General features: G+C 47.5%; 36 protein-coding genes. 34 read left to right on the forward strand and 2 right to left on the reverse strand.

Annotated elements, in window-relative coordinates; genetic code table 11:
- Window positions 1-88 precede the first annotated feature (88 nt).
- The 4 genes from tatA (at window position 89) to groL (ending at window position 3,660) form a co-directional block, all read left to right on the forward strand.
- A complete protein-coding gene (tatA, locus tag WFI24_RS05645; RefSeq protein WP_336759396.1) occupies window positions 89-337 on the forward strand; it encodes a twin-arginine translocase TatA/TatE family subunit in 249 nt (82 codons plus the stop codon).
- 78 nt (window positions 338-415) lie between these two features.
- The gene (gene tatC, locus WFI24_RS05650; RefSeq protein ID WP_336759397.1) at window positions 416-1,198 is read left to right on the forward strand and encodes a twin-arginine translocase subunit TatC; all 783 of its coding nucleotides are present in this window, start codon (window positions 416-418) and stop codon (window positions 1,196-1,198) included.
- 472 nt (window positions 1,199-1,670) lie between these two features.
- A complete protein-coding gene (gene groES, locus WFI24_RS05655) occupies window positions 1,671-1,952 on the forward strand; it encodes a co-chaperone GroES (RefSeq protein WP_017690077.1) in 282 nt (93 codons plus the stop codon).
- Between the two features lie 73 nt (window positions 1,953-2,025).
- The gene (gene groL, locus WFI24_RS05660) at window positions 2,026-3,660 is read left to right on the forward strand and encodes a chaperonin GroEL (RefSeq protein ID WP_145320515.1); all 1,635 of its coding nucleotides are present in this window, start codon (window positions 2,026-2,028) and stop codon (window positions 3,658-3,660) included.
- Between the two features lie 67 nt (window positions 3,661-3,727).
- Here the strand turns inward: groL and WFI24_RS05665 are convergent, their stop codons facing one another.
- Together WFI24_RS05665 and WFI24_RS05670 are read right to left on the reverse strand one after the other, a co-directional pair.
- A complete protein-coding gene (locus WFI24_RS05665) occupies window positions 3,728-4,960 on the reverse strand; it encodes a site-specific integrase (protein WP_079350906.1) in 1,233 nt (410 codons plus the stop codon).
- Window positions 4,961-4,973: 13 nt separating this feature from the next.
- Window positions 4,974-5,906, reverse strand: coding sequence for a helix-turn-helix domain-containing protein (locus WFI24_RS05670; RefSeq protein WP_079350905.1), 933 nt, complete (start codon window positions 5,904-5,906; stop codon window positions 4,974-4,976).
- Window positions 5,907-6,090: 184 nt separating this feature from the next.
- On the opposite strand from WFI24_RS05670, the gene WFI24_RS05675 reads away from it, so the two are divergent.
- The 30 genes from WFI24_RS05675 to WFI24_RS05820 all read left to right on the forward strand — a co-directional run bounded on the left by WFI24_RS05675 (window position 6,091) and on the right by WFI24_RS05820 (window position 26,813).
- The gene (locus tag WFI24_RS05675) at window positions 6,091-6,366 is read left to right on the forward strand and encodes a hypothetical protein (RefSeq protein ID WP_336759398.1); all 276 of its coding nucleotides are present in this window, start codon (window positions 6,091-6,093) and stop codon (window positions 6,364-6,366) included.
- Window positions 6,367-6,377: 11 nt separating this feature from the next.
- Window positions 6,378-6,599: a helix-turn-helix domain-containing protein gene (locus tag WFI24_RS05680; protein WP_079350903.1), complete on the forward strand. Its 222-nt coding sequence runs from the start codon at window positions 6,378-6,380 to the stop codon at window positions 6,597-6,599.
- Window positions 6,596-6,814 (forward strand): hypothetical protein, encoded by a 219-nt coding sequence (locus WFI24_RS05685; protein WP_079350902.1) that lies wholly within the window; start codon window positions 6,596-6,598, stop codon window positions 6,812-6,814. The genes WFI24_RS05680 and WFI24_RS05685 overlap by 4 nt, the downstream gene beginning before the upstream one ends.
- The gene (locus WFI24_RS05690) at window positions 6,783-7,088 is read left to right on the forward strand and encodes a hypothetical protein (protein WP_079350901.1); all 306 of its coding nucleotides are present in this window, start codon (window positions 6,783-6,785) and stop codon (window positions 7,086-7,088) included. Before WFI24_RS05685 ends, WFI24_RS05690 begins: the two co-directional genes overlap by 32 nt.
- 15 nt (window positions 7,089-7,103) lie before the next feature.
- Window positions 7,104-7,313: a hypothetical protein gene (locus WFI24_RS05695; protein WP_079350900.1), complete on the forward strand. Its 210-nt coding sequence runs from the start codon at window positions 7,104-7,106 to the stop codon at window positions 7,311-7,313.
- Between the two features lie 15 nt (window positions 7,314-7,328).
- Window positions 7,329-7,520: a hypothetical protein gene (locus WFI24_RS05700; RefSeq protein WP_105597953.1), complete on the forward strand. Its 192-nt coding sequence runs from the start codon at window positions 7,329-7,331 to the stop codon at window positions 7,518-7,520.
- A gap of 209 nt (window positions 7,521-7,729) precedes the next feature.
- Window positions 7,730-7,978 (forward strand): AbrB/MazE/SpoVT family DNA-binding domain-containing protein, encoded by a 249-nt coding sequence (locus WFI24_RS05705; RefSeq protein ID WP_336759640.1) that lies wholly within the window; start codon window positions 7,730-7,732, stop codon window positions 7,976-7,978.
- A gap of 168 nt (window positions 7,979-8,146) precedes the next feature.
- Window positions 8,147-9,457: an AAA family ATPase gene (locus WFI24_RS05710; protein ID WP_336759399.1), complete on the forward strand. Its 1,311-nt coding sequence runs from the start codon at window positions 8,147-8,149 to the stop codon at window positions 9,455-9,457.
- Complete coding sequence (locus WFI24_RS05715) at window positions 9,457-10,557, forward strand: ATP-binding protein (protein ID WP_336759400.1); 1,101 nt, start codon at window positions 9,457-9,459, stop codon at window positions 10,555-10,557. The genes WFI24_RS05710 and WFI24_RS05715 overlap by 1 nt, the downstream gene beginning before the upstream one ends.
- A gap of 29 nt (window positions 10,558-10,586) precedes the next feature.
- Entirely contained in the window at window positions 10,587-11,177 is a 591-nt protein-coding gene (locus WFI24_RS05720; RefSeq protein ID WP_301880978.1) for a hypothetical protein, read from the forward strand.
- A 10-nt stretch (window positions 11,178-11,187) separates the two neighbouring features.
- The gene (locus WFI24_RS05725) at window positions 11,188-12,768 is read left to right on the forward strand and encodes a DEAD/DEAH box helicase (protein WP_336759402.1); all 1,581 of its coding nucleotides are present in this window, start codon (window positions 11,188-11,190) and stop codon (window positions 12,766-12,768) included.
- A 36-nt stretch (window positions 12,769-12,804) separates the two neighbouring features.
- The gene (locus tag WFI24_RS05730) at window positions 12,805-13,485 is read left to right on the forward strand and encodes a hypothetical protein (RefSeq protein WP_336759403.1); all 681 of its coding nucleotides are present in this window, start codon (window positions 12,805-12,807) and stop codon (window positions 13,483-13,485) included.
- A gap of 36 nt (window positions 13,486-13,521) precedes the next feature.
- Window positions 13,522-13,686, forward strand: a complete 165-nt coding sequence (locus WFI24_RS05735; RefSeq protein WP_336759405.1) for a hypothetical protein — start codon at window positions 13,522-13,524, stop codon at window positions 13,684-13,686.
- 2 nt (window positions 13,687-13,688) lie between these two features.
- Complete coding sequence (locus WFI24_RS05740; RefSeq protein ID WP_336759406.1) at window positions 13,689-14,126, forward strand: hypothetical protein; 438 nt, start codon at window positions 13,689-13,691, stop codon at window positions 14,124-14,126.
- Window positions 14,127-14,513 (forward strand): DUF3797 domain-containing protein, encoded by a 387-nt coding sequence (locus WFI24_RS05745; protein WP_336759407.1) that lies wholly within the window; start codon window positions 14,127-14,129, stop codon window positions 14,511-14,513. It abuts the gene before it with no gap.
- Window positions 14,514-14,531: 18 nt separating this feature from the next.
- The gene (locus WFI24_RS05750) at window positions 14,532-16,790 is read left to right on the forward strand and encodes an AAA family ATPase (protein WP_336759409.1); all 2,259 of its coding nucleotides are present in this window, start codon (window positions 14,532-14,534) and stop codon (window positions 16,788-16,790) included.
- 291 nt (window positions 16,791-17,081) lie between these two features.
- Window positions 17,082-17,480: a RusA family crossover junction endodeoxyribonuclease gene (locus WFI24_RS05755; RefSeq protein ID WP_336759411.1), complete on the forward strand. Its 399-nt coding sequence runs from the start codon at window positions 17,082-17,084 to the stop codon at window positions 17,478-17,480.
- 3 nt (window positions 17,481-17,483) lie between these two features.
- A complete protein-coding gene (locus WFI24_RS05760; RefSeq protein WP_301880970.1) occupies window positions 17,484-17,708 on the forward strand; it encodes a hypothetical protein in 225 nt (74 codons plus the stop codon).
- 315 nt (window positions 17,709-18,023) lie between these two features.
- A complete protein-coding gene (locus tag WFI24_RS05765) occupies window positions 18,024-18,596 on the forward strand; it encodes a hypothetical protein (RefSeq protein WP_336759412.1) in 573 nt (190 codons plus the stop codon).
- Between the two features lie 3 nt (window positions 18,597-18,599).
- The gene (locus WFI24_RS05770; protein ID WP_336759413.1) at window positions 18,600-19,064 is read left to right on the forward strand and encodes a sigma-70 family RNA polymerase sigma factor; all 465 of its coding nucleotides are present in this window, start codon (window positions 18,600-18,602) and stop codon (window positions 19,062-19,064) included.
- A gap of 127 nt (window positions 19,065-19,191) precedes the next feature.
- Window positions 19,192-19,395 (forward strand): Acb2/Tad1 domain-containing protein, encoded by a 204-nt coding sequence (locus WFI24_RS05775; RefSeq protein WP_336759415.1) that lies wholly within the window; start codon window positions 19,192-19,194, stop codon window positions 19,393-19,395.
- A gap of 71 nt (window positions 19,396-19,466) precedes the next feature.
- The gene (locus WFI24_RS05780; protein ID WP_336759416.1) at window positions 19,467-19,793 is read left to right on the forward strand and encodes a hypothetical protein; all 327 of its coding nucleotides are present in this window, start codon (window positions 19,467-19,469) and stop codon (window positions 19,791-19,793) included.
- Between the two features lie 68 nt (window positions 19,794-19,861).
- Entirely contained in the window at window positions 19,862-20,659 is a 798-nt protein-coding gene (locus WFI24_RS05785) for a terminase small subunit (protein WP_336759418.1), read from the forward strand.
- Window positions 20,652-21,986 (forward strand): PBSX family phage terminase large subunit, encoded by a 1,335-nt coding sequence (locus tag WFI24_RS05790; protein WP_336759420.1) that lies wholly within the window; start codon window positions 20,652-20,654, stop codon window positions 21,984-21,986. The genes WFI24_RS05785 and WFI24_RS05790 overlap by 8 nt, the downstream gene beginning before the upstream one ends.
- Before the next feature lie 2 nt (window positions 21,987-21,988).
- A complete protein-coding gene (locus tag WFI24_RS05795; protein WP_336759421.1) occupies window positions 21,989-23,488 on the forward strand; it encodes a capsid protein in 1,500 nt (499 codons plus the stop codon).
- Window positions 23,485-24,600 (forward strand): phage minor capsid protein, encoded by a 1,116-nt coding sequence (locus WFI24_RS05800; RefSeq protein ID WP_336759423.1) that lies wholly within the window; start codon window positions 23,485-23,487, stop codon window positions 24,598-24,600. The genes WFI24_RS05795 and WFI24_RS05800 overlap by 4 nt, the downstream gene beginning before the upstream one ends.
- Window positions 24,601-24,706: 106 nt before the next feature.
- On the forward strand, window positions 24,707-25,297 hold the full coding sequence (locus WFI24_RS05805) for a phage scaffolding protein (protein WP_336759425.1): 591 nt from the start codon (window positions 24,707-24,709) through the stop codon (window positions 25,295-25,297).
- Between the two features lie 26 nt (window positions 25,298-25,323).
- Complete coding sequence (locus WFI24_RS05810; RefSeq protein ID WP_336759426.1) at window positions 25,324-26,277, forward strand: major capsid protein; 954 nt, start codon at window positions 25,324-25,326, stop codon at window positions 26,275-26,277.
- 12 nt (window positions 26,278-26,289) lie between these two features.
- Window positions 26,290-26,505 carry a hypothetical protein gene (locus WFI24_RS05815; protein ID WP_336759428.1) on the forward strand — a complete coding sequence of 72 codons (216 nt, stop codon included), beginning with the start codon at window positions 26,290-26,292 and terminating at the stop codon, window positions 26,503-26,505.
- Window positions 26,505-26,813 carry a hypothetical protein gene (locus WFI24_RS05820; RefSeq protein WP_336759429.1) on the forward strand — a complete coding sequence of 103 codons (309 nt, stop codon included), beginning with the start codon at window positions 26,505-26,507 and terminating at the stop codon, window positions 26,811-26,813. The genes WFI24_RS05815 and WFI24_RS05820 overlap by 1 nt, the downstream gene beginning before the upstream one ends.
- Window positions 26,814-26,817 lie beyond the last annotated feature (4 nt).

Consider the following 26,817-nt stretch of genomic DNA (forward strand, 5'->3'; position numbering starts at 1 on the left):
GGGCTTAAATTAAGAACGCAGCAGAGACATCTATGAACATATAGCCGAATATGCGCATCTTTGAAGCTTGAGACGAGGAGGAATATCAATGTTTAGTTCCATTGGACCAACGGGTTTTATTTTGCTGGCCGTGATTGCATTGTTGTTGTTTGGACCCAACAAACTTCCGGAACTGGGACGTGCAGTTGGGCGTACCTTCCGTGAATTCAAAGAGGGCGCTCGCGATATTATCTCTGATGATGACTCGTCCAATCGCAAAGAGCAGGAGAAGGCAAAACCGCTGGCAGCTGAGAGCACACCTGCAGACAAGCCCGCTGATAAACGCCTGCCGGAATAATCTTGACGGCAATGAAAGAGAAATCCCTTCCTGCCGGAAGGGTTTTGTATTTTAAGCTGGCAATAATGGGGGGCAGGCATGACGCAGCAAATGGAAGAAATGTCGATTACGGAACATCTGAGCGAGCTGCGGAAGCGGCTGATTTATGTATTAAGCATTTTTGTGCTGGGGCTGATTGCAGGATTTTTTGTGGCGGACCCGGTATACCAATATCTGACCAAGGCAGAGTCGGCAAAAGGTTTTGTATTGCATGCCTTCTCGTTCTGGGACGGGATTGGCATTTACATGAAGATTGCTGGTTTGTTTTCACTTATCATTACGCTGCCGTTTACGGTGTATCAGATCTGGAAGTTTGTTAGTCCAGGGCTAAAGCCGCGCGAACGAAAAGCGACGCTGAAGTATGTGCCCTATGTGTTTCTCTTATTTCTGACAGGTATGGCTTTCTCGTATTATGTTATTTTTCCAATGGCACTTGCCTTCACGACAGCGATTACGGAGAAGATGGGACTTGTGGAGACCTACGGGATGAAGCAGTATTTCAGCTTCCTGTTTGGTATTGTATTGCCTGTGTCCCTGTTATTTGAACTTCCATTACTTATTATGTTTCTGACAGGACTGCGGATTCTGAATCCAATTCGTCTTCGCAAAATGCGCAAAGTCTCTTATTTTGTTCTAATCTTCATTGCAGTGGTTATCACACCTCCAGACTTCATATCCGATCTTCTGGTGATGATTCCCTTGCTCCTGTTATATGAGATCAGTGTGCTTCTATCCGCAATCGTATACCGCAAGCAGCTTGCGGCCGATGAAGAGATTGAATCCCGCTACGTTCGTGCCGAGGATAAGAAGCATGTGGGCTAGAACATAAGTTGATATGAAAATGGAACAGAGGATATCTCATTCAATGCTGTTGTATGACTGGTATGTGTGTGGATGAGGATGATCTGTAATGTGCCCGGAAAAGACGGTCTGTTCTTATCCGGGCTATTGTTGTAGATTGTTCCCTGTAAGCAAGGACAAGCAGGCATATTATGTTCAACAATGGATACAATGGGAAAGGGGCTGTCTGCTAAGCGTTGCAGAAGGGCTGAAGAATTTCGTAGAATAAGAGTAGCGAGTTGCAACATTTATCCAGGCATACCGGGTGTTATTTGGTTGTGATGATGTAAATTCAACGTAAATTCTCGCAAGAATTCGTCAAAAGGACTTGAAATCATGCTTCAAGTTGAGTATCATAAAGTTGGTTGTTAGCACTGAACACTGTCGAGTGCTAATACATATGGCTACAACCTACAAAGCAACGTTATATAATTTCAAAAGGAGGCTATTTTTCATGATCAGACCTTTAGGTGAACGCGTATTGGTAGAACCACTGGAGCAAGAGCAAACAACTTCTTTCGGGATCGTACTCCCGGACTCCGCCAAAGAAAAACCGCAAGAGGGTAGAATCATTGCAGTTGGTGCAGGAGTATTGAAAGACGGCGTACGTGTGGCTCTGGAAGTGAAAGAAGGAGATCGCGTTATTTTCTCCAAATATGCCGGTACTGAAATCAAATTCGAAGGTAAAGAATATTTGATTATGAAAGAAAGCGATATTCACGCGATTCTCGACTAATTCAAATTTAATCGGTTAACCGAACCATATAGCAGTACCATTTTCCAACAAAAACTAGGGAGGTTTTCTTAACATGGCTAAAGACATTAAATTCAGTGAAGACGCTCGTCGCTCCATGCTTCGTGGTGTGGACGCATTGGCTAATGCAGTAAAAGTAACACTTGGTCCTAAAGGTCGTAACGTGGTTCTGGAGAAAAAATTCGGAAGCCCGCTTATCACCAATGATGGTGTAACCATTGCTAAAGAAATCGAACTGGAAGATGCATTCGAGAACATGGGTGCTCAACTGGTTAAAGAAGTAGCAACCAAAACCAACGATGTTGCCGGTGACGGTACTACAACAGCAACTGTATTGGCGCAAGCGCTGATCACAGAAGGTCTGAAAAACGTTACTGCAGGCGCTAGCCCTATTGGTATCCGCAAAGGGATCGACAAAGCGGTTAAAGCTGCGGTTGCTGAATTGCAATCCATCTCCAAACCAATTGATTCCAAACAATCCATCGCACAAGTTGCAGCAATCTCTGCAGCTGACGAAGAAGTAGGCGAACTGATCGCTGAAGCTATGGAAAAAGTAGGTAAAGATGGCGTAATCACAGTAGAAGAATCCAAAGGATTCGCTACAGAGCTTGAAGTGGTTGAAGGTATGCAATTCGACCGTGGATACATCTCTCCTTACATGATTACAGATACGGACAAAATGGAAGCTGTTTTGGACAATCCGTATATCTTGATCACAGACAAAAAAATCTCCAGCACACAGGACATCCTGCCATTGCTTGAGAAAATCGTTCAACAAGGCAAACCGCTTGTACTGATCGCTGAAGATATCGAAGGCGAAGCACTGGCTATGCTGGTTGTGAACAAATTGCGTGGTACATTCAATGCTGTAGCTGTTAAAGCTCCAGGATTCGGTGACCGTCGTAAAGCAATGCTGCAAGATATCGCTGCCCTCACTGGTGGCCAATTGATCACGGAAGAACTGGGTCTGGACCTGAAATCCGCTGTTGTGGAACAACTGGGTACAGCTCGCCAAATCCGTGTAACGAAAGAAAACACAATCATCGTTGACGGTGCTGGTAACAAATCCGATATCGATGCACGTGTTAGCCAAATCCGTACACAACTGGAAGAAACAACTTCCGAGTTCGACAAAGAGAAACTGCAAGAGCGTCTGGCTAAATTGTCCGGTGGCGTAGCAGTAATCAAAGTTGGTGCGGCTACTGAAACAGAATTGAAAGAACGCAAACTTCGCATCGAAGATGCCCTGAACGCAACTCGCGCTGCGGTTGAAGAAGGTATCGTATCCGGTGGTGGTACAGCGCTTATGAACGTATATAACGCGGTGGCAGCTGTAAGTCTGTCCGGTGACGAGCAAACAGGCGTAAACATCGTCCTGCGCGCTCTGGAAGCACCAATCCGCACAATCGCAGCTAACGCTGGCGAAGAAGGTTCCGTAATCGTGGAACGTCTGAAAAAAGAGCAAACAGGAATCGGCTTCAACGCTGCAACTGGTGAGTGGGTTAACATGATCGAAGCAGGTATCGTTGACCCTGCGAAAGTAACACGTTATGCATTGCAAAACGCTGCTTCTGTAGCGGCAATGTTCCTGACTACTGAAGCAGTTATCGCTGACAAACCAGAACCAGCAGGTGCTGGTGGCGGAATGCCTGACATGGGCGGTATGGGTGGAATGGGCGGCATGATGTAATAAAAGTCAAAAACCCCTGTTGCACCAGGGGTTTAGACACCAAAATTATTATCTTGTTAACGATTTGTTAACAATCATCCGGTTTTTTAGAGGCCTTCATTAGTTCACTGAACTTTTGAGCGGCCTCTTTTCTTTTGGGCTTAGTTATGTGAAGGTATATCCTTCTTGTTATTTCATCATTCGAATGCCCTAAACGTTGCATAATTTGTTCTAACGAAGCACCCGCTTCTGCCAAAAGAGAAACGTGTGTGTGACGAAGCGAGTGAGGAGATAAATCTGGATTGAGTTTAGCCAATTTTAAGAGTCTCTTCATTCTGTTGTTCACAATCTTTATCACCAGAGGATATCCAGCGTATTCACCGGTACGGGCAAAAACAAAACCTTCATCATGATATTTATTTTGCTTTCTCTTTTTTTCGAATCCATGCTGTAACAGCAGGTCTTTTAAGTTAAGCATGACTTCGGGATCAACATCGATCTCCCGTATAGATGCTTTTGTTTTTGGTGTGTGTACTGAATACAGATTATATCTATTTGTTGGGTTATAAACAGTTTTGGTTATTCTAATTTTATCCTCTTCAAAATTCAGATCATTCTCTTTTAGTGAGCATAATTCTCCGACTCTCAATCCTGTATATGCCAGAGTGTTGAATATCTCGTAATCAAATTCGAGTCCGTGATTCTTAGCTGTTTCAAGGAAACGTGAAAGTTCGTCTTTTTCTAAATATTTCGGCAACTCATTGTTTTCTTCCAGGTCTTTTACGGTCTTAGTTTCCTTGGGAATAAAAGCGCCTTTAGCTGGATTATTTTTAATAGCGCCTATTTTAACTCCATATTCAAATATCATTACTCCAGTTGCATGAGTTCCGGAAACTGAGTTATCGGCTAAACCTTTAATTATTGTTTTTCCATTATCATCCATGTGCCCTTTTTTTAGAGTGATCAAGGCTTGTTGATATTGATCATGGCTTATTTCTGAAACTATTATTTTTTTAAAGAATTGTAAGAATCTTTTTCGCTCTGAATCCCTAATCCTAATAGTTCCTAATTTCTTTGGATTCCCTAGTTTTCCATATGATTCAAACCATAAGTCTGATAATTCTTCAAATGTCATCTTTTTTTCTTCTAAATACGTACCAGAGTTCATTTCAGATAGTATTGTTGCAGCAAATGCTTGTGCTTCTTTTTTTGTCTTAAATCCACCCTTACTCTTTTGTTTCCTTTTTCCAGTGATCGGATCGGTTCCGACATCCAGCATGTAACTCCATGTATTTCCTCTCTTATAAAAACTGCCTTTCAATTAGAACACTCCTTTAAATTTCCGGTTTATAGTGCCCAGCGTAAACTCCGCAAATTGTTACTTCATTTGGCATCACCTCCACAGACTGATAAGAGTTATTTTCTGGACTGAGAGTTATTTTTGGTGACCCTTCAGACCATTTTATTCGCTTGAGACTTCCCTCTTCTCCGTTAAAAAGAGCTGCCACGATCTGACCATTGAATTCAGCCCAACTTCCTTTTCGGAGGAAAACAATATCTCCATCATCAATACCCGCGCCTATCATAGAATCACCTTTTACCCTAAGTGCGTAATCGGGTTGCTGAGATCTTACAAAAGGATAATTTATGTACTCCTCAATAGATTCGATTGGTATCATTCCATTCCCCGCACAAATCGTTCCCACAAGCGGGATAGGCTTCATGTTCTTAATCATAGAAAAGTAGTGGGCGAGTTTTGGAGAAAATTTATTAACTAAGACGTTTAACGTTTCAACTATTTCGCGTTTTTGATCAACATCAAAATCGTTTCGAAGAAAAGCAGATTTGATTTCATCTATGTCGGCGTTTTCATAGAGTTCAACTAATTCTTTACTAACAAATAATTCGACTATTTTATTTTGGATATTATTATCAACTTGTTTATATAGAAAAGCAGTATTGATTAAATCAAATATTTTGTTATCTAACTCTTCGTTTTCATTCATTAGATCTTTCATAAACATTTCATGTTCAGCACTAAGACCATCTAAGTAACCGGCCACTTTCATCAATTCACCATATGTAATGTTATTTAAGTGTTTAGATATTTTCATCAATGTTTCCGGAGATGGATCTTGAGTATTTTTTTCTATTCTGCTAAGTGTCGCAGGGGAGACACCGGACACAATAGATAAGTCTTTCATGGTTTTAAATCCGTTTTGAATACGTGCCTCTTTTATAAAATCACCTATTTTAATTTCGCTCATCGACTCTCAAAAATCTCCCTTCATCTAATGCTTGAATTCATGATATCACAATTATTGCGTGTACGCAATTAATTTATGAAATGTTATTGCGCGGTCGAAATTCATGTAATATAATCAAGTTGCGAGGACGAAATCGACATAAAACAACAATTGCGTATCCGCAACAAAGAGAGGGGGTGGGCAGATGAAAAAATTCGTTGTTCGCTTGAGAGTTAAGGAGTTGATGAAAGCTCAGATTGACAAGGATATCACTTCTGATCGTGAGCTGGCCGAACTTCTTAATGTTAATCCTACCCAAGTATGGCGCACGAAATTACCTGTCGATGATAAAAGGAACAATGCTCCTGGGAATCAATTTATCGCAGGAGTAATGGAAGTATTCGGAGGAAGGTTCGACGATTACTTTTACATCGAAGAAGTGGATGTTCCGAAGAAAAGCAAAGAAAAGGTTGTTGTATGAGGAGGTAGAGCATGACTGAGAAGAACATCTACAAGTGGGAAGACATGCCTGACGTTATGACTGCTCAGGACATCGCAAATGTATTGGGAATTTCACGAAAGACAGTCTACGAGTTGTTCACACTCAAGACAGAGCATGGTGGTATCCCTAACTATCCCATCGGGGTCTCAAAACGGGCTGACAAAGTGGATGTGATCGCATGGAAAAACAAGTTAAAGGAGAGATCCACTTGAACATAACACCAAGCCTGGCACCACCAGAAGTAATGGATTTCTGCGCTAATCCGGAATGTGCATCTGAAATCGTGGATGGGCAGATCGCTGTACGACATGGCAAGGATCTGTACTGCAAGCTCAGCTGCATGGCGAAGTCTATCGGTGCTGTAACGATCACAGCTGGAGAGGAGGATCGCATCGATGCAAATTTCACAACAACTGTTCCAAGATAAGTACTGGAAATCCATGTTGCACCTGTTCATGTATCAGCCGAGGCTTTCACAATGCCTGACAAGCCAGTATTTTGACCTGCAGGGTGGAATCATCAAGTCAGCTGCGTTGAAGAAGCTGTCCAAGCCCTGGAGCCAATCGGAAAGGTTCATGCTTCACCTAGCTCTGCATCTGTACAGTTCAGGACTGGCAAAAGTGAATCTGTCCGATATGGATTACTTGGACAGCAACAATAAAGCTCTGGTCCATGAAGCCTTAAAAATACGGTTTGGTTGAGGAGGATCAGGATTTATGAGTCGGCCGAAGAGGAATGAATACGCGGTCTATAGAGGTGAAGAGTTGCTTGCTATGGGTAACGTTGATGAATGCTCTGAAACGTTAGGTGTTTCTACCAGTTACATTTACTGGTTGATTTCACCGACAGCGAAAAAACGGCTTGCTTCACGGAAAAATCTAGACCAGTGCATTGTTGGCGTAAGACTAGATGACGATGACGAATGAGAGGAGGTGAGAATCTTGCCATTGATGACAGAACAGCATTTCAAAGCAGCCTGTGGATTTTACCTGGCTCTTGCAAGCCAAATGCGCCGCAGTGGCCACATCAAAGTCGCTACGCATGCGGACAAGCAGTACCGCACGTATCGTAATCGTCTGCACGCAAAAATGCAGCTGATCGGCTCCTACCCCGAAACAGCTGCACATAGTTAAAAACTCTACCGTCAGTTTACCACTGACAGAAAGGATTATGCAATGAATGTATCCGGAAAGGTTTGGCTTGCCCTCACTCGTGATGAACGAATGATCTGTTTAGAATTTGCTGCTTACGAGAATGCCAAGCGCCAGGCTCGTATTCATTCGCTTAAATATTTAGCCCGATTTAAAGCCGGTTTACGGAAGAGAGGAGATTCAGTATGAGCATGAAAGCTACTGGTATTGTTCGCCGCATCGATGACCTGGGCCGTGTCGTTATTCCGAAAGAGCTTCGTCGCACTCACTTTATTGAAGAAGGGGATCCGCTGGAGTACTTTGTGGACGGTGACAAGATCATCATTCGCAAGTATCAACCTGGCTGCATCCTCTGTGGTAACACTGAAAGTCTGAACTTATTCCATGGTAAGCAGATCTGTACACCTTGCATTAAGCAGGCAGCTGAGAATGTTCACTGACCTCTATAAATCAGATATCCCTTGGGATATTGTCACAGACGATAGCGGTAAGGTGATTGGTGAAGTGTACAAGCCTCTACCTCAACCACCGCCAAAGAAACGTAAAGCGAAATTAGGCATTATTTCTACTTCACTCAGGGGAGTCCAAAAAGAAAGTGGGGCTAGTACATGACAATCAAAATTAGCAAGCTCGAAATCGAAAATGTAAAGCGTGTCAAAGCTGTGAAAATGGAGCCTTCCAGTGCAGGGCTTACGCTTGTCGGTGGCCGAAATAATCAAGGCAAGACAAGCGTTCTGGACGCCATTGCATGGGCTCTTGGTGGCAATAAATATCGTCCTTCCCAGTCGAATCGTGAAGGTTCTATGGTAGCACCATACCTGCAGCTTACCTTGTCTAACGGTCTGGTAGTCGAGCGGAAAGGTAAAAACTCTGACCTGAAGGTAATCGATCCGAATGGCCAGAAAGGTGGCCAGCAGCTTCTGGATAGCTTTGTGGAAGAGTTGGCCATTGATCTGCCAAAGTTCATGAATGCTACGAGTAAGGAGAAAGCCAACATTCTACTCCGGATCATCGGTGTGGGTGAACAGCTTCAAACCTTCGAGAAACAGGAACAGGAGGTTTACAGCCGTCGCCATACGATTGGCCAGATTGCAGACCAGAAAGCCAAATTTGCCAAAGAGCAGCCTTACTTCACTGATGCACCGAAGGAACCTGTCTCTGCTTCAGAGCTAATCAGTCAGCAACAGGAGATCCTGGCACGCAATGGACAGAATCAACTCAAGCGACAACGTGTGACGCAGATCCAGGCGGAGTTTGAGCAGCAAGGCCGCGAAGTCGTTCGGCTGACAGCAATCCTGAATGCTGCTCAGGAGAAGTACACACAGCTGCAGACGGATCTGGGTATCGCTCAGAAAGACGCATTGGATCTGCATGACCAATCAACCACTGAGCTGGAACAGAATATCACTCAGATTGACGAGATTAACCGAAAAGTCCGAGCTAACCTGGACAAGGACAAGGCTGAGACAGATGCTAGCGATTATCGCGTTCAATACGATCAATTGTCCACTCAGATCAACGAGATCCGCCAGCAGAAAGCTGAGCTGCTGAACAATGCTAATCTGCCGCTGGAAGGATTGTCAGTGGATGAGGGTGAGCTGATCTACAACGGACAGCGTTGGGACAACATGAGCGGATCTGATCAGCTGAAGGTCTCCACCGCCATTGTTCGTAAGTTGAAGCCAGACTGTGGTTTCATTCTCCTGGACAAGCTCGAGCAAATGGATCTGCAGACGCTGAACGAGTTTGGTGCTTGGCTTGAGCAAGAGGGCCTGCAGGCAATCGCAACACGTGTCAGCACCGGCGATGAATGCAGCATTATTATCGAAGACGGCTATGTAGCTGGACAGGAGCAAGCGATCGCAACGGACGCCCCGCCTGCAGCTGAAACAAAAACTTGGAAAGCAGGTGAGTTCTGATGCAAGTCATCAGTGGAAAAGTGCAGAAAGCAAAGAAGGTTGTCATCTATGGTCCCGAGGGAATCGGTAAATCATCTCTTGCAGGTCGCTTCCCGCGTCCCGTATTCATTGATACAGAAGGTTCCACAACAGAAATGGATGTCGATCGGGTACCCAAGCCGACAAGCTGGACCATGCTCAATGAGCAAGTCAGATGGGTATGGCAACAGGGAAATCGATTCGGCACTCTGATCATCGACACGATTGACTGGGCTGAGATGCTGGCTGTGAACAGTGTATGCGCGATTCACAACAAAAGTGGTGTCGAGGACTTCGGGTATGGCAAAGGATATGTATTCGTTGCCGAAGAAATTGGACGTTTCCTGAATCTCCTTCAGGATGTAGTCGATTCCGGAATCCATGTGGTGCTAACCGCTCATGCTCAAATCATCAAGTTTGAACAGCCTGATGAAATGGGAGCCTATGACCGGTACCAGCTCAAGCTCGGTGCCAAGACGGGAAGCCGTACAGCGCCACTCGTAAAAGAATGGGCTGACATGGTTTTGTTCATCAATTACAAGACATTCAGTGTGGCTGCCGATGAGAAAGGCAAGAAGCATAAGGCGCAAGGTGGTAGCCGAACCATGTACACAACTCACCATCCTGCATGGGATGCGAAGAACCGGCATGGACTCCCTGACGAGCTGCCGTTGGATTATGGCCATATTGCACACATCTTTGATGGCGTGGTACAACCTAGCACCTCTCAAGCGCCTGTCACTCCACCGCCAGTGAACACACCACCTGCAGCACCGCCGGCACAACCTGATACACCGCCACCTGCACCTGTGCAGACGCCAGCACCATCTGCTCCGGCACAGGTTGCAGATACAAGTCAGGGACTGAATCCGAACATCCCTGCATCACTTCGCGATCTGATGTTGCAGTACCAGGTCACAGAAAATGATATTCAGATTGTGGTGAGCAATAAGGGGTACTACCCGATTGATACACCAATTGCCAACTATGACCCTGGGTTTGTGGATGGTGTCCTGGTAGGAGCTTGGCAACAAGTGTACGGCATGGTTCAAGATATGAACAAACAAATTCCGTTTTCATAAATTTTAATACACATTAGGAGGACTCATACATGACACAAATGGAAAGAGAATTTGGTTGGGATGACGAGATTGTCAATGAAGGAGGGACAGGCTTCACTATTCTCCCACCTGGAGACTACAACTTCACGGTAGCAAAATTTGAACGTGGACGTTTCGCCGGCAGTGAAAAAATGCCTGCTTGCAATCAGGCGAAAATGGAGATTATCGTTCATTCTCCGGAACATGGTGATGTGACTTTAAGCCACAACTTGTTGTTGCACAGTAAGACAGAGGGCTTCCTTTCCAACTTCTTCGCAGGGGTTGGATTAAAGAGAAAAGGTGAACCGCTGAAAATGAACTGGCCAGCTACGTTGGGACGTAAGGGTCGTTTGAAACTTGAGATCCGGAATTATACCTATAAAGGTGAACCGCGTTCGGCCAATGAGATTAAGACGTTCTATGCTCAAGATGAGGTTCAGCAACCAGGCACTCAGCCAACGGGCCAACAGTCCTATCAACCTCAACAACAACAGACGCAATATAATCAGCCACAGACACAGTACAATCCACCAGCTCAACAACAGAGCGCACCATTTCCTGGTCAACAACAAACAGGTAACTGGAATCCAGGTCAATTCTAGGAGGTAACCGATGGAACTCAGACCCTATCAGCAAGAAGCGCGTCAGTCCATCCAAGCTGAATGGAACAAAGGAGTCAAGCGTACGTTGCTTGTGCTCCCTACCGGATGCGGTAAGACGATTGTATTTTCTAAGGTAACAGAAGACCGGGTTAAGCTGGGTGAGCGTGTGCTCATCCTGGCTCACCGGGGTGAGCTGCTTGATCAAGCTTCTGATAAGTTGGAGAAATCTACTGGACTGAAAACAGCAACCGAGAAAGCAGATCAGACATCAATCGGCAGCTGGTACCGGGTCGTTGTGGGCAGTATCCAAACTCTCATGCGAGATAAACGACTGCAACAATTTGCGGCAAATCACTTTGACACAATTATTATTGATGAGGCACACCACTGTTTATCTGACAGTTATCAACGAGTGCTGCAATATTTTGAAACAGCCAACGTACTTGGCGTTACGGCTACACCGGATCGTGGCGACATGCGAAACTTGGGCAGCTTCTTCGAAAGTTTAGCCTACGAGTACACTTTACCCAAGGCCATCAAGTCCGGGTTCCTTAGCCCGATCAAGGCCATGACCATTCCCCTGCAGATAAACTTGTCAGCAGTTGGCCAACAGGCAGGCGACTTCAAAACGCAGGACTTGGGTACCGCATTGGATCCGTACCTGGATTCCATTGCTGAGGAAATGCTTCGTGTAGCTAAAGACAGAAAGATTGTTGTATTCCTTCCTCTGGTGAAGACCAGTCAGAAATTTACCCAGATTCTGAACTCGATTGGGTTCCGAGCAGCTGAGGTAAATGGGGATTCTCAAGATCGATCACAGATATTAGAAGACTTTGATGGCGGCAAATATAACGTGCTTTGCAACTCCATGTTGCTCACCGAAGGATGGGATTGTCCGAGCGTCGATTGTGTCGTAGTGCTTCGGCCCACGAAGGTTCGCAGCTTGTACAGTCAGATGGTCGGGCGTGGTACCCGTCTATTCCCTGGCAAGACAGAACTTCTGCTGTTGGACTTCCTGTGGCATACCGAGCGGCACGAGCTTTGCCATCCAGCACATCTCATTGCGGAAAATGAAGAGATTGCCCAGGCCATGACCAAGCAGATCGAGGAAGCCGGTATTGCGCTGGATCTGGAAGACGTGGAGAAGCAGGCAGCTGAGGATGTCGTTGCCCAGCGTGAGGAAGCTTTGGCCAAGCAATTGGCAGAGATGAAGCGCCGTAAACGTGCCTTGGTGGATCCGCTGCAGTTTGAAATGAGTATCCAGGCTGAGGACCTATCCAGCTATGTCCCGTCCTTTGGTTGGGAGCAAGCTCCCCCTTCCGATGCTCAGGTAAAGACACTCGAAAAGTTGGGCATCATGCCAGAACAAATCGATAATGCCGGCAAGGCGACGAAGCTTCTGGAGCGTTTGGACAAGCGTCGTGAAGAAGGGCTGACTACACCGAAGCAGATCCGTTTCCTGGAAGGCCGAGGTTTTGAACATGTGGGTACCTGGTCCTTTGACTCGGCTAAAAAGATGATTGATCGGATCGCCGGTAACGGGTGGAAAGTACCTGCAGGTGTTGAGCCAAAGGAATATCGAGGAGAATAACGCAATTTCAAATAACCAATAAGGGAGCAATCATATATGAGTTGGGTACGCATGAACATTCAAAACGGGCAGGTCACTGGTGAACTGGAAATGGATCAGCTTGGAGCTGGCGAAACGAAAGCTATTGTCGATGGATTCTTTGGAGCATTCGGCCTGCAGGCGAAGGATAGCAAGCCTGAAGTGATTGCACCAGTTCGGACACTGGCTACCTCTCCACCGTTCTCTGCCTCGGATATAACTCCTGCTGCAGAGACTCAGACGAAGGTCATGGCCAGCACGATTAAGAGTAAGCAGGCTGTAAAAGAAATATTGAAAGATGCTGTTATAGAGAATGCAAAAAGGGTCACGAAGCCGGCCATGATTTATTCTGAACGTACTCTCTCAACTTCACTGGGTGAAAAGTTGGCCGAGGCTTACCAAAACATCGATTCAGAGTCTCTGAACGTGATCTCCAATTCTACTGAGACAAACGAGCAGGTAGATGACTATAAAGTGACAGGTATCAAATACAAGGACGGCGTGGCCCATTATAAATGCCGGTACTGGTGCAAGAATCCAAAGTGCAGAGGTAAGGGCAATCATTATATTCTTCCGGAAGAGAAGACAGTAGATTGCTATGATTGCGGATCGGTTCATGAGGTGCGCGAAGCAGTTTTCGGTGATCCCCTGAAAAGGGACGATTGGGGCAACTTCTTCATTGCCGATCACTTGGCATAAATATGGGGCTTCGGCCCCTTCAAAGGAGGGATATGCATGACTTGGATTGTTTTTGCCTGTGATTGTGGTTGCGGGTTTGCGATACCTAAACTTGAAGTTCCAGAAGATCCTTCATGCCCTAATTGCGGTTCGGAATGGAACGTTGATGCTACAGGAGAATGCATACGAGATCCGGAAATCGAGCCTTATAGGGAGGATTAAGCATGACTGAACGAAGATACAAATTACTCAACGGATTCACCCTGATTGTAAGCGAGGAATGTCTCGGTGTTCAGCTTGACACAGGTATGACAATTACAACCGATGGTGATGAGATCATAGATGATGTACTTGCCTTACTTGATCACACGGTATCGGAAAAAGAAAAGTGGCGTAAAGAAGCTTTTCTGAAATACCCGACACCTGAAGCGTATGATGCAGCCTGTGCTGCTCTACACAAGCACAAGGACGAAGCTGACCGTCTCGAATTGGATCTTAAAAATGAAGCTGAGCGTTGTACCAGAGTCATGAGGTTACTTGTGCAAGTGACGGACATTTTGAGCATGGGCAGAACACCAGATAGAGCGGGGGCCGCTTTAAAAGTGATTTACCAGTGGTTGCACGACAATAAGCCTGAGAGTCAAGAAGGAGGCGCTAAATAAATGCGTGCAATGAAATCAGTTAAGTTGATGCGGAAATACGCTGCGTGTGTTGATTGTGGTAATGAGCTGGTTGGAGACGGAGAAGGTGTCCTGCTGATTGAGGACGACATTTTCAAACGCAGTTGTAAGTGTGGGTGGAGCATCGAAGTGGACGAGGATGGCAAGCCTTTGCTCGATCTGAAAGTGGCTTGCTGGGCAACGATCGGACCGAAACGAGTCTATGAGATCCACGATAGACAAGGTAAATTCTATGGATATATCGATGTGAACAAGCTTCAGAAATTGGGTCATGTGAAGCGAATTAACCATACCGAGAAGACGAACGAGTTTATTAATACGCCTGAAGGTAAATGTTGGGTAGATCAAAATCGATTTTTTAATATCTAAGTAAAGGTAGTGAAACGGATGGAGCACAAACTGGATCTTATGGCATTGCTGGACCACGTTGATCCTTCGTACCTGGATTACCAGGAATGGGTCAACGTCGGGATGGCATTGAAATATGAAGGATACACGGCCAGTGATTGGGATGATTGGAGCAAACGGGACAGCGGCCGGTACCGTCCCGGGGAGTGCTTCAGAAAGTGGACTTCCTTTGAAGGATCCGGCATCCCTGTTACTGGTGCAACCATTACACAGATGGCCAAGGATAACGGATGGGTACCACGTTCTGCAGGTCGTGAAGATCGGGAGCTGGGCTGGGATGATGAAATTGCCGGCGGCGATTATGTCGTGGTCGATAAGAACTGGATTGAAGGCAAGGAAATCCACGAACCAGCCGTATGGAATCCGATTCAGCAGCTCACCACATACCTCCAGACGCTGTTCGAAGCATCGGAGAACGTGGGCTATGTAACGGATACTTGGCAGAACGATGAAGGCAAGTATCTGCCCACCAAAGGTGCATATGATCGGACAGCAGGTGAGCTGATCCAGGCGCTCAACCAGAGCGGTGATGATATCGGTTCCGTGCTGGGTGATTACGATGCAGCTGCCGGCGCGTGGATCCGGTTCAACCCGCTGGATGGTAAAGGCGTCAAAAACGACAACGTGACCGAATTCCGGTACGCACTTGTTGAATCGGACACGATGGATATTGAGAAGCAGAACGCGATCATGCGTGAGCTGGAGTTGCCTATAGCTGTGATGGTCTACAGTGGCGGGAAGAGTGTTCACGCTATCGTTAAAGTAGATGCAGCTGATTATGACGAGTACCGTAAGCGGGTCGATTACCTATATAACGTTTGTAAGAAAAACGGTCTGAACATTGATAAGCAGAATCGGAATCCCTCGAGGCTTTCACGGATGCCAGGCGTTGAACGTAACGGGAAAAAGCAGTTCATTGTGGATACCAATATTGGCCGTGCGAGTTGGGCGGAGTGGCATGAATGGATCGAGGGCGTGAATGATGATCTTCCGGATCCAGAGAGCCTGACTGATTATTGGGATAACATGCCGGTGCTGGCTCCACCTTTGATTCATGGGGTGCTGCGTCAAGGTCACAAGATGCTGATGGCCGGACCGTCGAAGGCCGGTAAGTCGTTTGCCTTGATCGAGCTAAGTATTGCCCTGGCTGAAGGAGATAAGTGGCTGGGCTGGCAGTGTACTAAGGGTAAGGTTTTGTACGTCAATCTGGAGCTTGATAGAGCCAGCGCCTTGCATCGTTTCAAGGATGTGTACCAAGCGCTTGGGCTGCCGCCGAAGAACATCGGAAATATCGATATTTGGAACCTTCGTGGTAAGACGGTACCAATGGACAAGCTGGCTCCAAAATTGATTCGTCGTTCTGCAAAGAAAGATTATATTGCTGTCATTATCGATCCGATTTATAAGGTACTCACAGGTGACGAGAACAGCGCCGATCAGATGGCCCATTTCACCAATCAGTTTGACAAAGTGGCTACTGAGTTGGGTGCCAGCGTTATTTATTGTCATCATCACTCTAAGGGTTCTCAGGGCGGTAAGAAGTCTATGGACCGTGCTTCAGGCAGCGGCGTTTTCGCTCGGGATCCGGATGCACTGATTGACTTGGTGGAACTGGACATTCCGGAAGCGCTGCGGAATCAGGAAGAGAACAAGGCGATCTGTTCGATGTACCTGCGTCTCTTCGAACAGTACAACCCATCATACCTGCAGGAGCATGTTTCCCAGGATGATCAGCTCAGTGCAAAGGCTATGGAGGACCACGCTAAGCGTGCAATTCCAGGAGTCATGGCGAACATCAAGCCAGAGATTGATCGAGTCATCAAGACTGTACGTGGGCATTCTGCATGGCGTGTAGAAGGTACGTTGCGGGAGTATGCCAAGTTCGAGCCGGTGAACATGTGGTTCCAGTATCCGGTTCATCGCATCGATGATGTGGGCAGCCTGAAGGACATCGATACGGACAGTGAAGCTTCAACGCCGGCATGGCAAAAGGCTTCCGGCAAAAGGAAGGATAAGGCTAAGCAAGAACGTCGAACCAAAGCTGAAGAGTTTGAGGATGTCGTGAACAATTGTAACTTTGGTGAACCTCCTACTTTAATGGATATTATGGCCTGGTACGGATCTACTGGTAAGGAAGTTGCCGAGCGTACTGTAAGAGATTGGATTAAGAAGTTTGGGTATGAAATTGATCGTTCTAATGGCTTCCGCATCGTCAAAAAAGAAGAGGAAGCAGAATAATGAAGTTGCGGGGCGACCATAAATTTATGGTGGTTGCAATCCGCACAAAGTTGCGGCAATGATCATCATTTTATGGTCGCCGCAACTTGCGAAACATGGTTGCCGCAATTCCGCGAAAAGTTGCGGGGATTTAGGTACGTCCTGATTGCCGCAACATGCGGCGGCAACCACTATATATAAATATATAAGGAATAAGGGAGGGGGTCTAAAACTCCCCCTCCCCCTTCCCCTAAATTTATTTGAAAGTCACCCCCGCAAAATTAAAGTTAAAAAATGGAAGTGGTGAAATAAATGACAGAATTCTTTATGCCGATGAAACCACCGACAGCAACACATCAGGAGAAGAAGGTAACGATTGTGAATGGCAAACCTGTCTTTTACGAGCCGGATGATCTGAAGGCAGCTCGTGCGAAGTTAACAGCTCACTTGGGTCAGCATGTGCCTGAGAAAAAATATACGGGAGCGCTGCGTGTGATTGTGAAATGGCTGTTCCCGATTACACCAAGTAGCAAGCATTATGACGGTGAGTGGAAAAAGACAAAGCCAGACACACACAACCTGAACAAGTTGCCGTTTGATATTATGACTGATCTGGGATTCTGGACAGATGACGCGATTGTGGCCAGTGAGATCATCGAGAAGTTCTGGGCTGATCATCCAGGCATTTACGTCAAGATCGAGGAGCTGTAGGCCATGGACTACAAAGCATTCTTCTGGGACATGTTCCTGTGGACCCAGGGTGTGAACGATGCAGCGAGACAGTTCGGGATGCAGAGCCCTGACTTCTGGAAATGGGTCGCGGATTCTGCTGGTGCGATCTGCAGGAAGTACGAGGATAACCGTCTGGCCGTAAAGCAAATGGTCATGATGATTGAATGGCTGGAGGAAGTATACGAGAAACAAAGGCAGGCGGGTTGATCTGTCCGGAGTGCTGCAGCGATATGCACGAGATCCAGGCGGATCTGCATGTGTGCATGAGCTGCGGCTTCACGGCAGAGCAGATTGCTTTCGAGTTAGATCAACATGGAGAGGGTGAGCCCTTTGAGTAACTGGCACTATGGCATAAAGCGAAGGGAAAACGAGCTGAAAGGATCTCCACCGTCACCAGTCACAACAAGCCAGCTGACACCCGAAGAACTGGAAGAGATCCGGAGGAAATACCCAGCGACAAAGCGAGATAAGGCGTTCAAGAAGCCTGTTGAGATAAAAACAAGACCAAAGGGGGATACGGATATGGCGAAGTTTACACTTACCGAAGAACAGTTCAATACAGAGCGTGCAGCAGGGAAGAGCGTTGCAAAGATCGCCAAAGAGCAGGGCGTTTCCGAGGCGACGATCTATAACCACGTCAGCAAATGGACAGAAGCGCGTAAGCCGGCACAGGAAAAGCTGCTTCGGGAGAAAGATGTATCACCGGGAGCTGACCCGAAAGTGGAGCTGCTGGACAAAGCCGAAAAGGAGATCGAGCGGCTGACGACAGAAAATCAACGGCTTGACCAGAGAATGGTATCAGCTCAAAACGAAGCGACAAAAGCTTGGGCAGAGGTTGAACGGCTTCGAGATAAACTGGATGAATCTGACCGGCAATGGGCTAAGCAGGTTACAAGCTTGATGAACGAGAAAGAAGAATGGCTGGCGGATAATGTTCGTCTGGAAGAAAAGGTGTTAGGGCTGGAGAGACAGACTTCACAACAGAAGGCAGTCAACGTGGTACCCGACAGCGAGGTGCAGCGCTTGGATACAGCTATTCAGGATCTGACCCGTGCGCGGTGGATTCTGAACCGACTGTCTGCATCGGGGGAATAGCCTATGACAACAACGACCAAAGCAACGTGGATTGAGACACTGATCAGTCAATATGCAACGGATTCCCGAGCATTGGACAATTACCGGAAGAGTCTGGATTTGAATGATCCCCAAGAGAAAGAGGAGGCTGGCACGGTCTCTGAAATGTTGTCCGACATGAGATATGCGCTGACGTGGTTAAAACGTGGGAGACGGCCAGGCAGCCGCCGTGGCGTCGAGATTACGGACGTGTACCGGCAGAGGGAAATCTATATCAAGCTATCCGGACAGGAGATCACCGATGCGGAGCGCCTGAAGCTGGTAGATGCGTTGCTGGCTCTGAGTGACAGGGAGCGAACATGTTTCCTGCTTCACATGGCGCAAGGGTTGACGCTTCTGGAGATTTCGTCTAAACTAGCATTAAGTAAGAACACGGTACGGGATTACGTCGACCGGGCTAAAGACAAGATTTCAAAAGAATTTTTGTGATCTTGCCGCACGGACTGCCGCACAACGTGCCGCACGACATGTACACCATAAGTCTGTCTATAACAGGGCTCTCCATTGCGGAGGGCTCTTTTTTGCGTTCCACAAAACTATTCAGGAGGTCGAATTTATGAATCAGCAGATCGAGAACAATTTCATGTATCACAAGGCGGACGAAGTGAAGGGGAATAAGCATGATGCCGTTCGCGCGGAATGTAAGGAACTGGCCTATGCGTTTGACGAGCTACTGCCGAACAGTCGTGAGAAGTCTTTGGCAATGACGAAGCTTGAAGAAGCCATGATGTGGGCTAATGCAGCCATTGCGCGGAATTAACTCAATTGGTTTATCGCAGGAAATACCATCCTTTTGTCGAATAAAGATGTGATAAAGGGAGGGAGCCAACAATGAGTGAGCACAGACTTATACAGAGAATTGAACTGTTAGGGAATGAAGAAGAAGATTTTAGGGAGTATGTTTCCGAACTTCTGGAGTTTAACAAGTTAGACGGGGATGAAGTGTTAGGAATTGCAAAACAAATCGTTTCAAAAGGCGTAGAGAGCTTATCGGGAAAACAGCTATATGTGTTTGCAAAACATGGAATTTACGATCATCTTTACGTAGAAGAATGCAAGGATTGTCTTTTGGAAATTCCATGGTCTGAAATGTTACAGGCGGCAGAGAATTATCGAAATCATCTGTATTGTCAGCACAAAAATGAAAAAGATGAATAATGTCCAGCATCCTTCGGGGTGCTTTTTCTTTTACATACGAATACATTAGCGGAGGTGGTGAAGATGAATTGACGCCGAATTGGGAAGAGATTAGACGATTGTTTGAGACAAGTAATTTAACGCTGAAGGAGCTTGCTGAGCAATACGGCATCAAGGATTCAACGATCCGTAGCCGTAAGAACCGAGAGAACTGGCAACGAGGAGCCGCGATGCAACGCAACGTTGCAACGTTGCAACATGCGGCGCCGAAAGTCTCAGAGGACAGTCAGCTGACGGACAAGCAACGCATTTTCATCATGGAGTACCTGAGAGACTTCAACATCACACGAGCTGCAATGGCAGCAGGCTATAGCAAACGTTCAGCACATGTGGTTGGATGGGAGACGCTAAGAAATCCTAAAGTGCACGCGGAGATCCAGCGACATAAGGAGATGTACACCGAGGCGCTGGGCTTGGACATTCAACGGATCATCGCTGAATACATGAAAATTGCCTTTGCGGATATCACGGATTTCGTGGATTTTGGTCGCAAGGAAATAACCGTTGGCCAGGATGGAGAGGGCCAGCCGATCACGCAGCAAATCAACTTCGTCGATTTCAAGAATGCGGACGACGTGGACGGGGCGATTGTCAGTGAAATCAAGATAGGCAAGAGCGGGACCACCGTTAAGCTTGCTGACAAGATGGAAGCCCTGAAGATGCTGGATCGGTACGCTGGATACATGACTGAGGAGCAGAAAGCCCGTGTTGCTGTGCTGAAATCGAAGGTTCCAGACAAAGATGGATTTAATCCAAGCGCTCAGATCGTGGCTTTGGCTGAGATGATCAATAATCCGGTAGCTGAACGGGTGATGGACGATGACTGAGGCCGCTCTGATCCCGTATGCGCCGTTTAATCAGAAACAGGCTAGTTATATCGCCCATAGTAAAAACGCCTGGCTGAACGTAGCTGAGGGCGGTAAGCGGGCCGGAAAAAACATTATCAACCTGATTGCTTATGCGATGTGTTTAGAAGTTCATCCGGACAAGCTGCATCTGGTTGCGGGTGTTTCCTTGGCTGCAGCGAAGATGAACGCCATCGACTCGAACGGCTTCGGGCTTCAGCACCTATTTGCGGGGCGTTGCCGCGAGGGAGAGTACAAGAACCGGGACGCACTGTATATTCAGACCAAGACCGGTGAGAAAGTGGTCATTATCGCGGGTGGTGGTAAAGCCAACGATGCTGCCCGTATCAAAGGTAACTCATACGGTACGGTGTACATCACTGAGGTTAATGAGTGCCATCAGTCGTTTGTGCAGGAGGTATTTGACCGGACACTGGCGAGTAGCTTCAGGCAGCTCTTTTTTGACCTTAACCCTAAACCCCCCTCTCACTGGTTCTATCGTGACATTCTGGATTACCAGGACGAGCTGCTGAAGCTTGGAGAGAATACCGGATACAATTACGAACACTTTACCGTGTTTGATAACCTGTCTATCCCTAATGACCGTCTCAAGACCACGCTATCCACGTATGACAAAGGCAGCCTGTGGTATCAAGCTGATATCTTGGGTAAGCGAACAGCGGCCACAGGGCGGATCTACACGGGATACACTAAGCCGGGAGTTGTTGTTACTCGTAAGGATATTAAGGATTTCCGGTATATTGAGTTCTCCATAGGTATCGACATTGGGGGTACAGACGCCACGGTGGCAACGCTGACCGGATTCACGCCAAGGTATAAAGATGTCATCCTACTGGATGGCTATTACCATAAGCAGGGTAAGGAGTCTGGATATACACATGACCGGTACGCCAAGGAAGTCGTGAATAAGATCGTCGAATGGTCGGAAACCTATCCGTCCTTTTTGTCATGCGCTCATATTTTTGCTGAATCTGCTGACAAACTGTTCCGGCAGGCGCTGGCTAATGAGTTAAGGCGGCGGGGTATACACATTCCAGTTGTGCCTGCTTACAAGAAAGAGGGCATCGTGGACCGGATCCGGCTCACAACTATTCTGATCAACCAGGGCAGATACAAGGTGATGGCCCATCTAAAGCAGTGGCAGGAAGCCCTAGAGAATGCGACATGGGATGAGAAGGAGCGCCAGAAAGGCGAATGGGTTCGGACGGATGACGGCAGTTACCCGGTTGACTGCTTGGATAGTAGCGAATACGCCGTGCAGCCGTTCAAGCGCAGATTGGAGGTATAGAAATGGGGTGGTTTCAGAATATGGTCATGAAGATATTGAGGATTCAACCAGCACCGGATAACAAGACGTTTACCATTCGGGAGCCGTACGGATATCAGACCAATGTGTTGCGGAACCAGTTGTGGTATAGAGGTGATGCGTCCGAGCTGGATCAGTTCTACAAGCAGGCTGCATTCGATAGTGTGAGTAAAGCACGTTTCTGGGCTGCCGTGCCAAGCGAGGATATGTCGATCCGCAAGATCCATTCCGGATTACCGGCTATGATCGCGGATCGGCTGGCGGATATCGTTGTTGCAGATCTGGACAGCATTCAGCTGCAGAATGAACAGGCCACGAAGCAGTGGGAAGAGATTGCTAAAGATAACAACTTTGAGGAGCTGCTGCCAGAGTCAGTTTCAGGGGCGCTGGTAACGGGTGACGGGGCGTTCAAGATTTCGATTGATCCGGATGTGAGCAAGTACCCGCTGATTGAGTTTTACAGCGGAGATCAGGTCGAGTACAGGCGGAAGCGTGGAAGGCTCCATGAGGTTGTTTTCTATACAGACTACCGGGTGAAGGAAAAGGACTACCGCCTGGAAGAGGTGTTTGGGCTTGGGTACGTTCACACCCGTCTGCTGGATGCCTATGGGAAAGAGGTTCCGCTGAACACGCTGCCGGATACGGCTGGCCTGATTCCGGAAATTACGTATGATGGGAAGTTCCTGATGGCCGTTCCGCTGATGGTGTTCAAATCGACGAAATGGCCAGGGCGCGGGAAATCGATTTTCGAAACAAAGGGGGACAACTTCGATGCATTGGACGAGGTAGTCAGCCAGTGGGTCGATGCGATCCGATCGGGGCGAGTGAAACAGTACATTCCAGAGGACATGATCCCAAGGGATTCGAATACAGGGGCACCGTTACGGCCAAATCCGTTCGATAACCAGTTCATCAAGCTGTCAGCTCCTTTGGCTGAGGAAGCTAAAGGCCAGATTAACCTGGTGCAGCCGCAGATCCTATATGAGGCGTTTGTTGAGTCTTATGCAAGTGTCTTGGATATGTGTCTGCAGGGGGTTGTATCTCCAAGCACTCTCGGCATCGACTTGAAGAAGACAGACAACGCTGAAGCGCAGCGCGAGAAGGAAAAGGCAACGCTATACACACGCGGGAAGATTGTTGACCGGCTGAACGAGGTCATTCCTGAGCTAGTGGAAACGGTTCTGAAGGTCTATGACACGCTGCAGAAGAAACAGCCAGGCGAATATGAAGCATCCGTCAAGTTCGGTGAGTATGCTGCTCCAGACTTTGGCAGCGTGGTTGAGACAGTGGGCAAGGCCAGAACGTTTGGCGTGATGAGCATCGAGAGAGCCCTGGAAGAGATGTACGGCGACACCTGGACTGATGAGGAAAAGGCAGAAGAGGTTAAACGCCTGAAGGATGAGCAGAACATCACCTTTGATGAACCGTCTCTGAAACGGGATGACCCACCAGATCCAGAAGACGATGAAGTTGATGAGACATGAAGAAGAAATATGACATTCGCCAGATCTTCAGCGACATGGAAATGGATCTGATCAAGTCCATGCAGCGTAACCTTCAGCGTCACAAGGATGACGAGGAACGAGAGGGAAAAGAGTGGGAGCAGTGGCAACAACGCAAGCTGGAGGATATCCAGCGTTACCGTAAGGAGACACGCCAGATATCCAAGAAGTATGAGCCGGAAGTAAAGAAGGCAGCCGAGGAAGAGGTTAAAGGTTCCTGGCGGCGTGGGGCAGATCGTGTTGTTAACACGGTCAAGGGCTTGTGGAACAAGATCACGGGCAAAAAGCCGGATGTTGAGCCTGAGGATGGTTCAGATCGTACCTTCTTCAGGATCAATGAGAAGCGGGTTAACGCTCTCGCAGATGCAGCAGAGAACAATCTGCAGTTAGCCCGCCACGCCATGCTGAGGCAAGCAGATGACGTGTACAGACAGACCATCTACAAATCCCAGGTTTACCTGAACAGCGGAGCTGCTTCGCTGAATCAAGCTATCGACCGAGCTACTAAGGATTTTCTTGAAAAGGGCTTCGACTCCATCACATATGCCAATGGTCGAAGGGTGAATGTGGCCAGTTATGCAGAAATGGCGCTGCGTACAGCATCCCAGCGTGCAGTGTTTGCTGGAGAGGGTGCAAAACGGGATCAGCTCGGCATCCGAACTGTTGTTATATCGTCACATGCTAACTGTTCCAAGCTGTGCCTGCCATATCAGGGCAAGGTGTTCATTGATGATGTGTATTCTGGCGGTACCGTAGCTGATGGCAAGTATCCACTTCTGAGTACCGCCATTGCTGCTGGTTTGTTCCATCCGAACTGTCGCCATAACATGACTACGTTCATTGTGGGGACCAGCTCACTGCCTAAGCCCGCTGATGATGCAAAAGCTTTGGCCAACTTCCAGGCTGAGCAGCGGCAGCGCTACATGGAACGCCAGATACGCAAGTACAAGCGCCTGGAAGCTGGCAGTGTGGATGAAGGAAACCAGGCGAATTACAAGGCCAAGGTTAGACAGTGGCAAGCCCAATTGCGGATTCACCTGAAGGAACATGATTACTTACGCAGAGATCCCAAACGGGAGAAGGTAAGAGTTTGAAGGCCCTAGCTGAGACTGCTGGGGCCTATTGCTCGTTGACCGGAGCATCACGGTCCGCTCCCTTAGCTGGAGAGCAGCTATATAAATCTATGGAGGCTGATGACAAATGGATTGGCTTAGAGAACTGTTGAAACAAGCAGGTTGGGAAGATGCGAAGATCGATGCATTTATTGGGGACGTAAATAAGGAATTACCGAAGCACTTTGTACCTAAATCGCAGTACAACGAGTTATCCGAGACTAGGAAGAAGCTGGAGAAGGACGTTGCAGATCGTGATAAACAGATTGATGATCTGGGCAAAACAGCGGGACTGTCTGAGGATCTGAAACAACAGATCGAGACGCTGAAAACCGAGAATCAGACAGCCAAGACGCAATATGAATCCGATCTGAAGGAAGTCAAGATCAGCAACGCCATTACGGCTGCATTAACCGGCAAGGTTCACAACGAGAAGGTTGTAACGGGGCTGATCGATAAGACGAAGCTGGTTCTTGGTGATGATGGCAAGATTGTTGGTCTTGATGAGCAGCTGACAGGCTTGAAGACATCTGATGCCTATCTGTTCAAGGAAGAGGAGAACAAAGAAGCAGGCGGCGGAGCTGGAGGTTTTAAGCTTGGCGGTGGTGGGAATCCGAATCCACCAGGAGCGGCTGTATCCTTAAAAGATGCGATTTCGTCCCATTTCCAAACTAAATAAGCAATTAAAACAAGGAGTGATTTTACATGGCAATTACATTAAGCGAAGCAAAGAAAAACGTACAAGACGCGATTACACTGGGCGTTATCGATGAATTTCGGAAAAATAACTTTCTGTTGGACAATATGACATTTGACGATGCGGTTTCCCCAACAGGCGGCGGTGCTACATTGACCTATGGCTATACACGAGCAGTTACGCAGCCAACAGCTCAGTTCCGAGCAGTTAACAGCGAATACACGGAACATGAGGTTAAGAAACAGCGTTACACGGTTGACCTGAAGGTATTCGGTGGAGCGTTTGGGATTGACCGTGTTATTGCAGGCATGGGTGGTATCGTGAGTGAAACGGAATTCCAAATGCAGCAGAAGATCAAGGCTGCAAAGGCTCTGTTCAACGATACGGTAATCAATGGTGACAGCGCTGTGGATGATGAAGTGTTTGATGGATTGGACAAAGCCCTGACCGGTTCCAGCACGGAATACAACCCGACAGCGGCGATTGACCTTTCTTCTTCTACAGCTGTGGATTCTAACTATAAATCGTTCCTGGACCAACTGGACGAGTTCTTGATGGGATTGGACGGCACACCGTCGGCTATCATGGGGAACCTGAAAATGATCGCACGGATCAGAGCCGTTGCTCGCCGCTCTGGCATGTACATGGCGAAGCAGGACGAGTTCGGGAATCAAGTTGAGTTCTATGGCACAACCCCGCTCGTGGATCTCGGAGCGAAATCCGGATCGAATGATCCTGTTGTTGGTACGAATGCATCCGGCGAAACTTCGCTGTACATTGTGCGCCTTGGCTTGGATGGATTCCATGGAGTATCGATGGCGGGTCAACCACCAGTACGTACCTGGTTGCCTGATTTCACAACTCCAGGTGCAGTGAAACAGGGCGAGGTCGAGATGGTTTCCGCTGTTGCGTTGAAAGCAACGAAAGCAGCCGGGGTTATGCGTAAGATCAAAGTTCAGTAAGGAGGGGCTAGGATGAAGTATAAAGACGATATCCCGAACGGGTATGTAAATGGGTACTACGTAGGCATACGCCAGGGCAGTCCAACACCGGACGCCTTGGAGCCTACAGCTGACGGTTACGAGGTTCCACGAGGCACTGAGCGTATCGGTACAGTAACGCCGGATGCTTTGGAACCGAATTATCCGGAACCGGCAACGGATGATCCGGAAGAGGGAGGCGGCGCTTGATGAATAAGGTATTTGCACCAAACGAGCATTATACGGGACTTTCAGCCAGCGTCATGTTTATTAATGGCATTGGGGAAACGGACGACGAGCATTTGCTGCAGTGGTTTGAGGGGAAGGGCTACACGGTGGATCGATCAGAATTGGATCCGCAGACAGATGAGATTGCAAAGGCCGCTGAGCTTGAGAAGAAAGAGGCAGATAAGCGGTTGAAGGCTCTGCGTAAGAAGGCAACGGATCTCGGGATCGAGGGCGCAGCAGAGAAAGATGCTGAAACACTTGAAGCCGAGATTGAAGCTGCAGGGAAGTGATCCT

The organism is Paenibacillus sp. USHLN196 (assembly GCF_037144955.1).
Lineage (GTDB): Bacteria > Bacillota > Bacilli > Paenibacillales > Paenibacillaceae > Paenibacillus > Paenibacillus xylanexedens_C.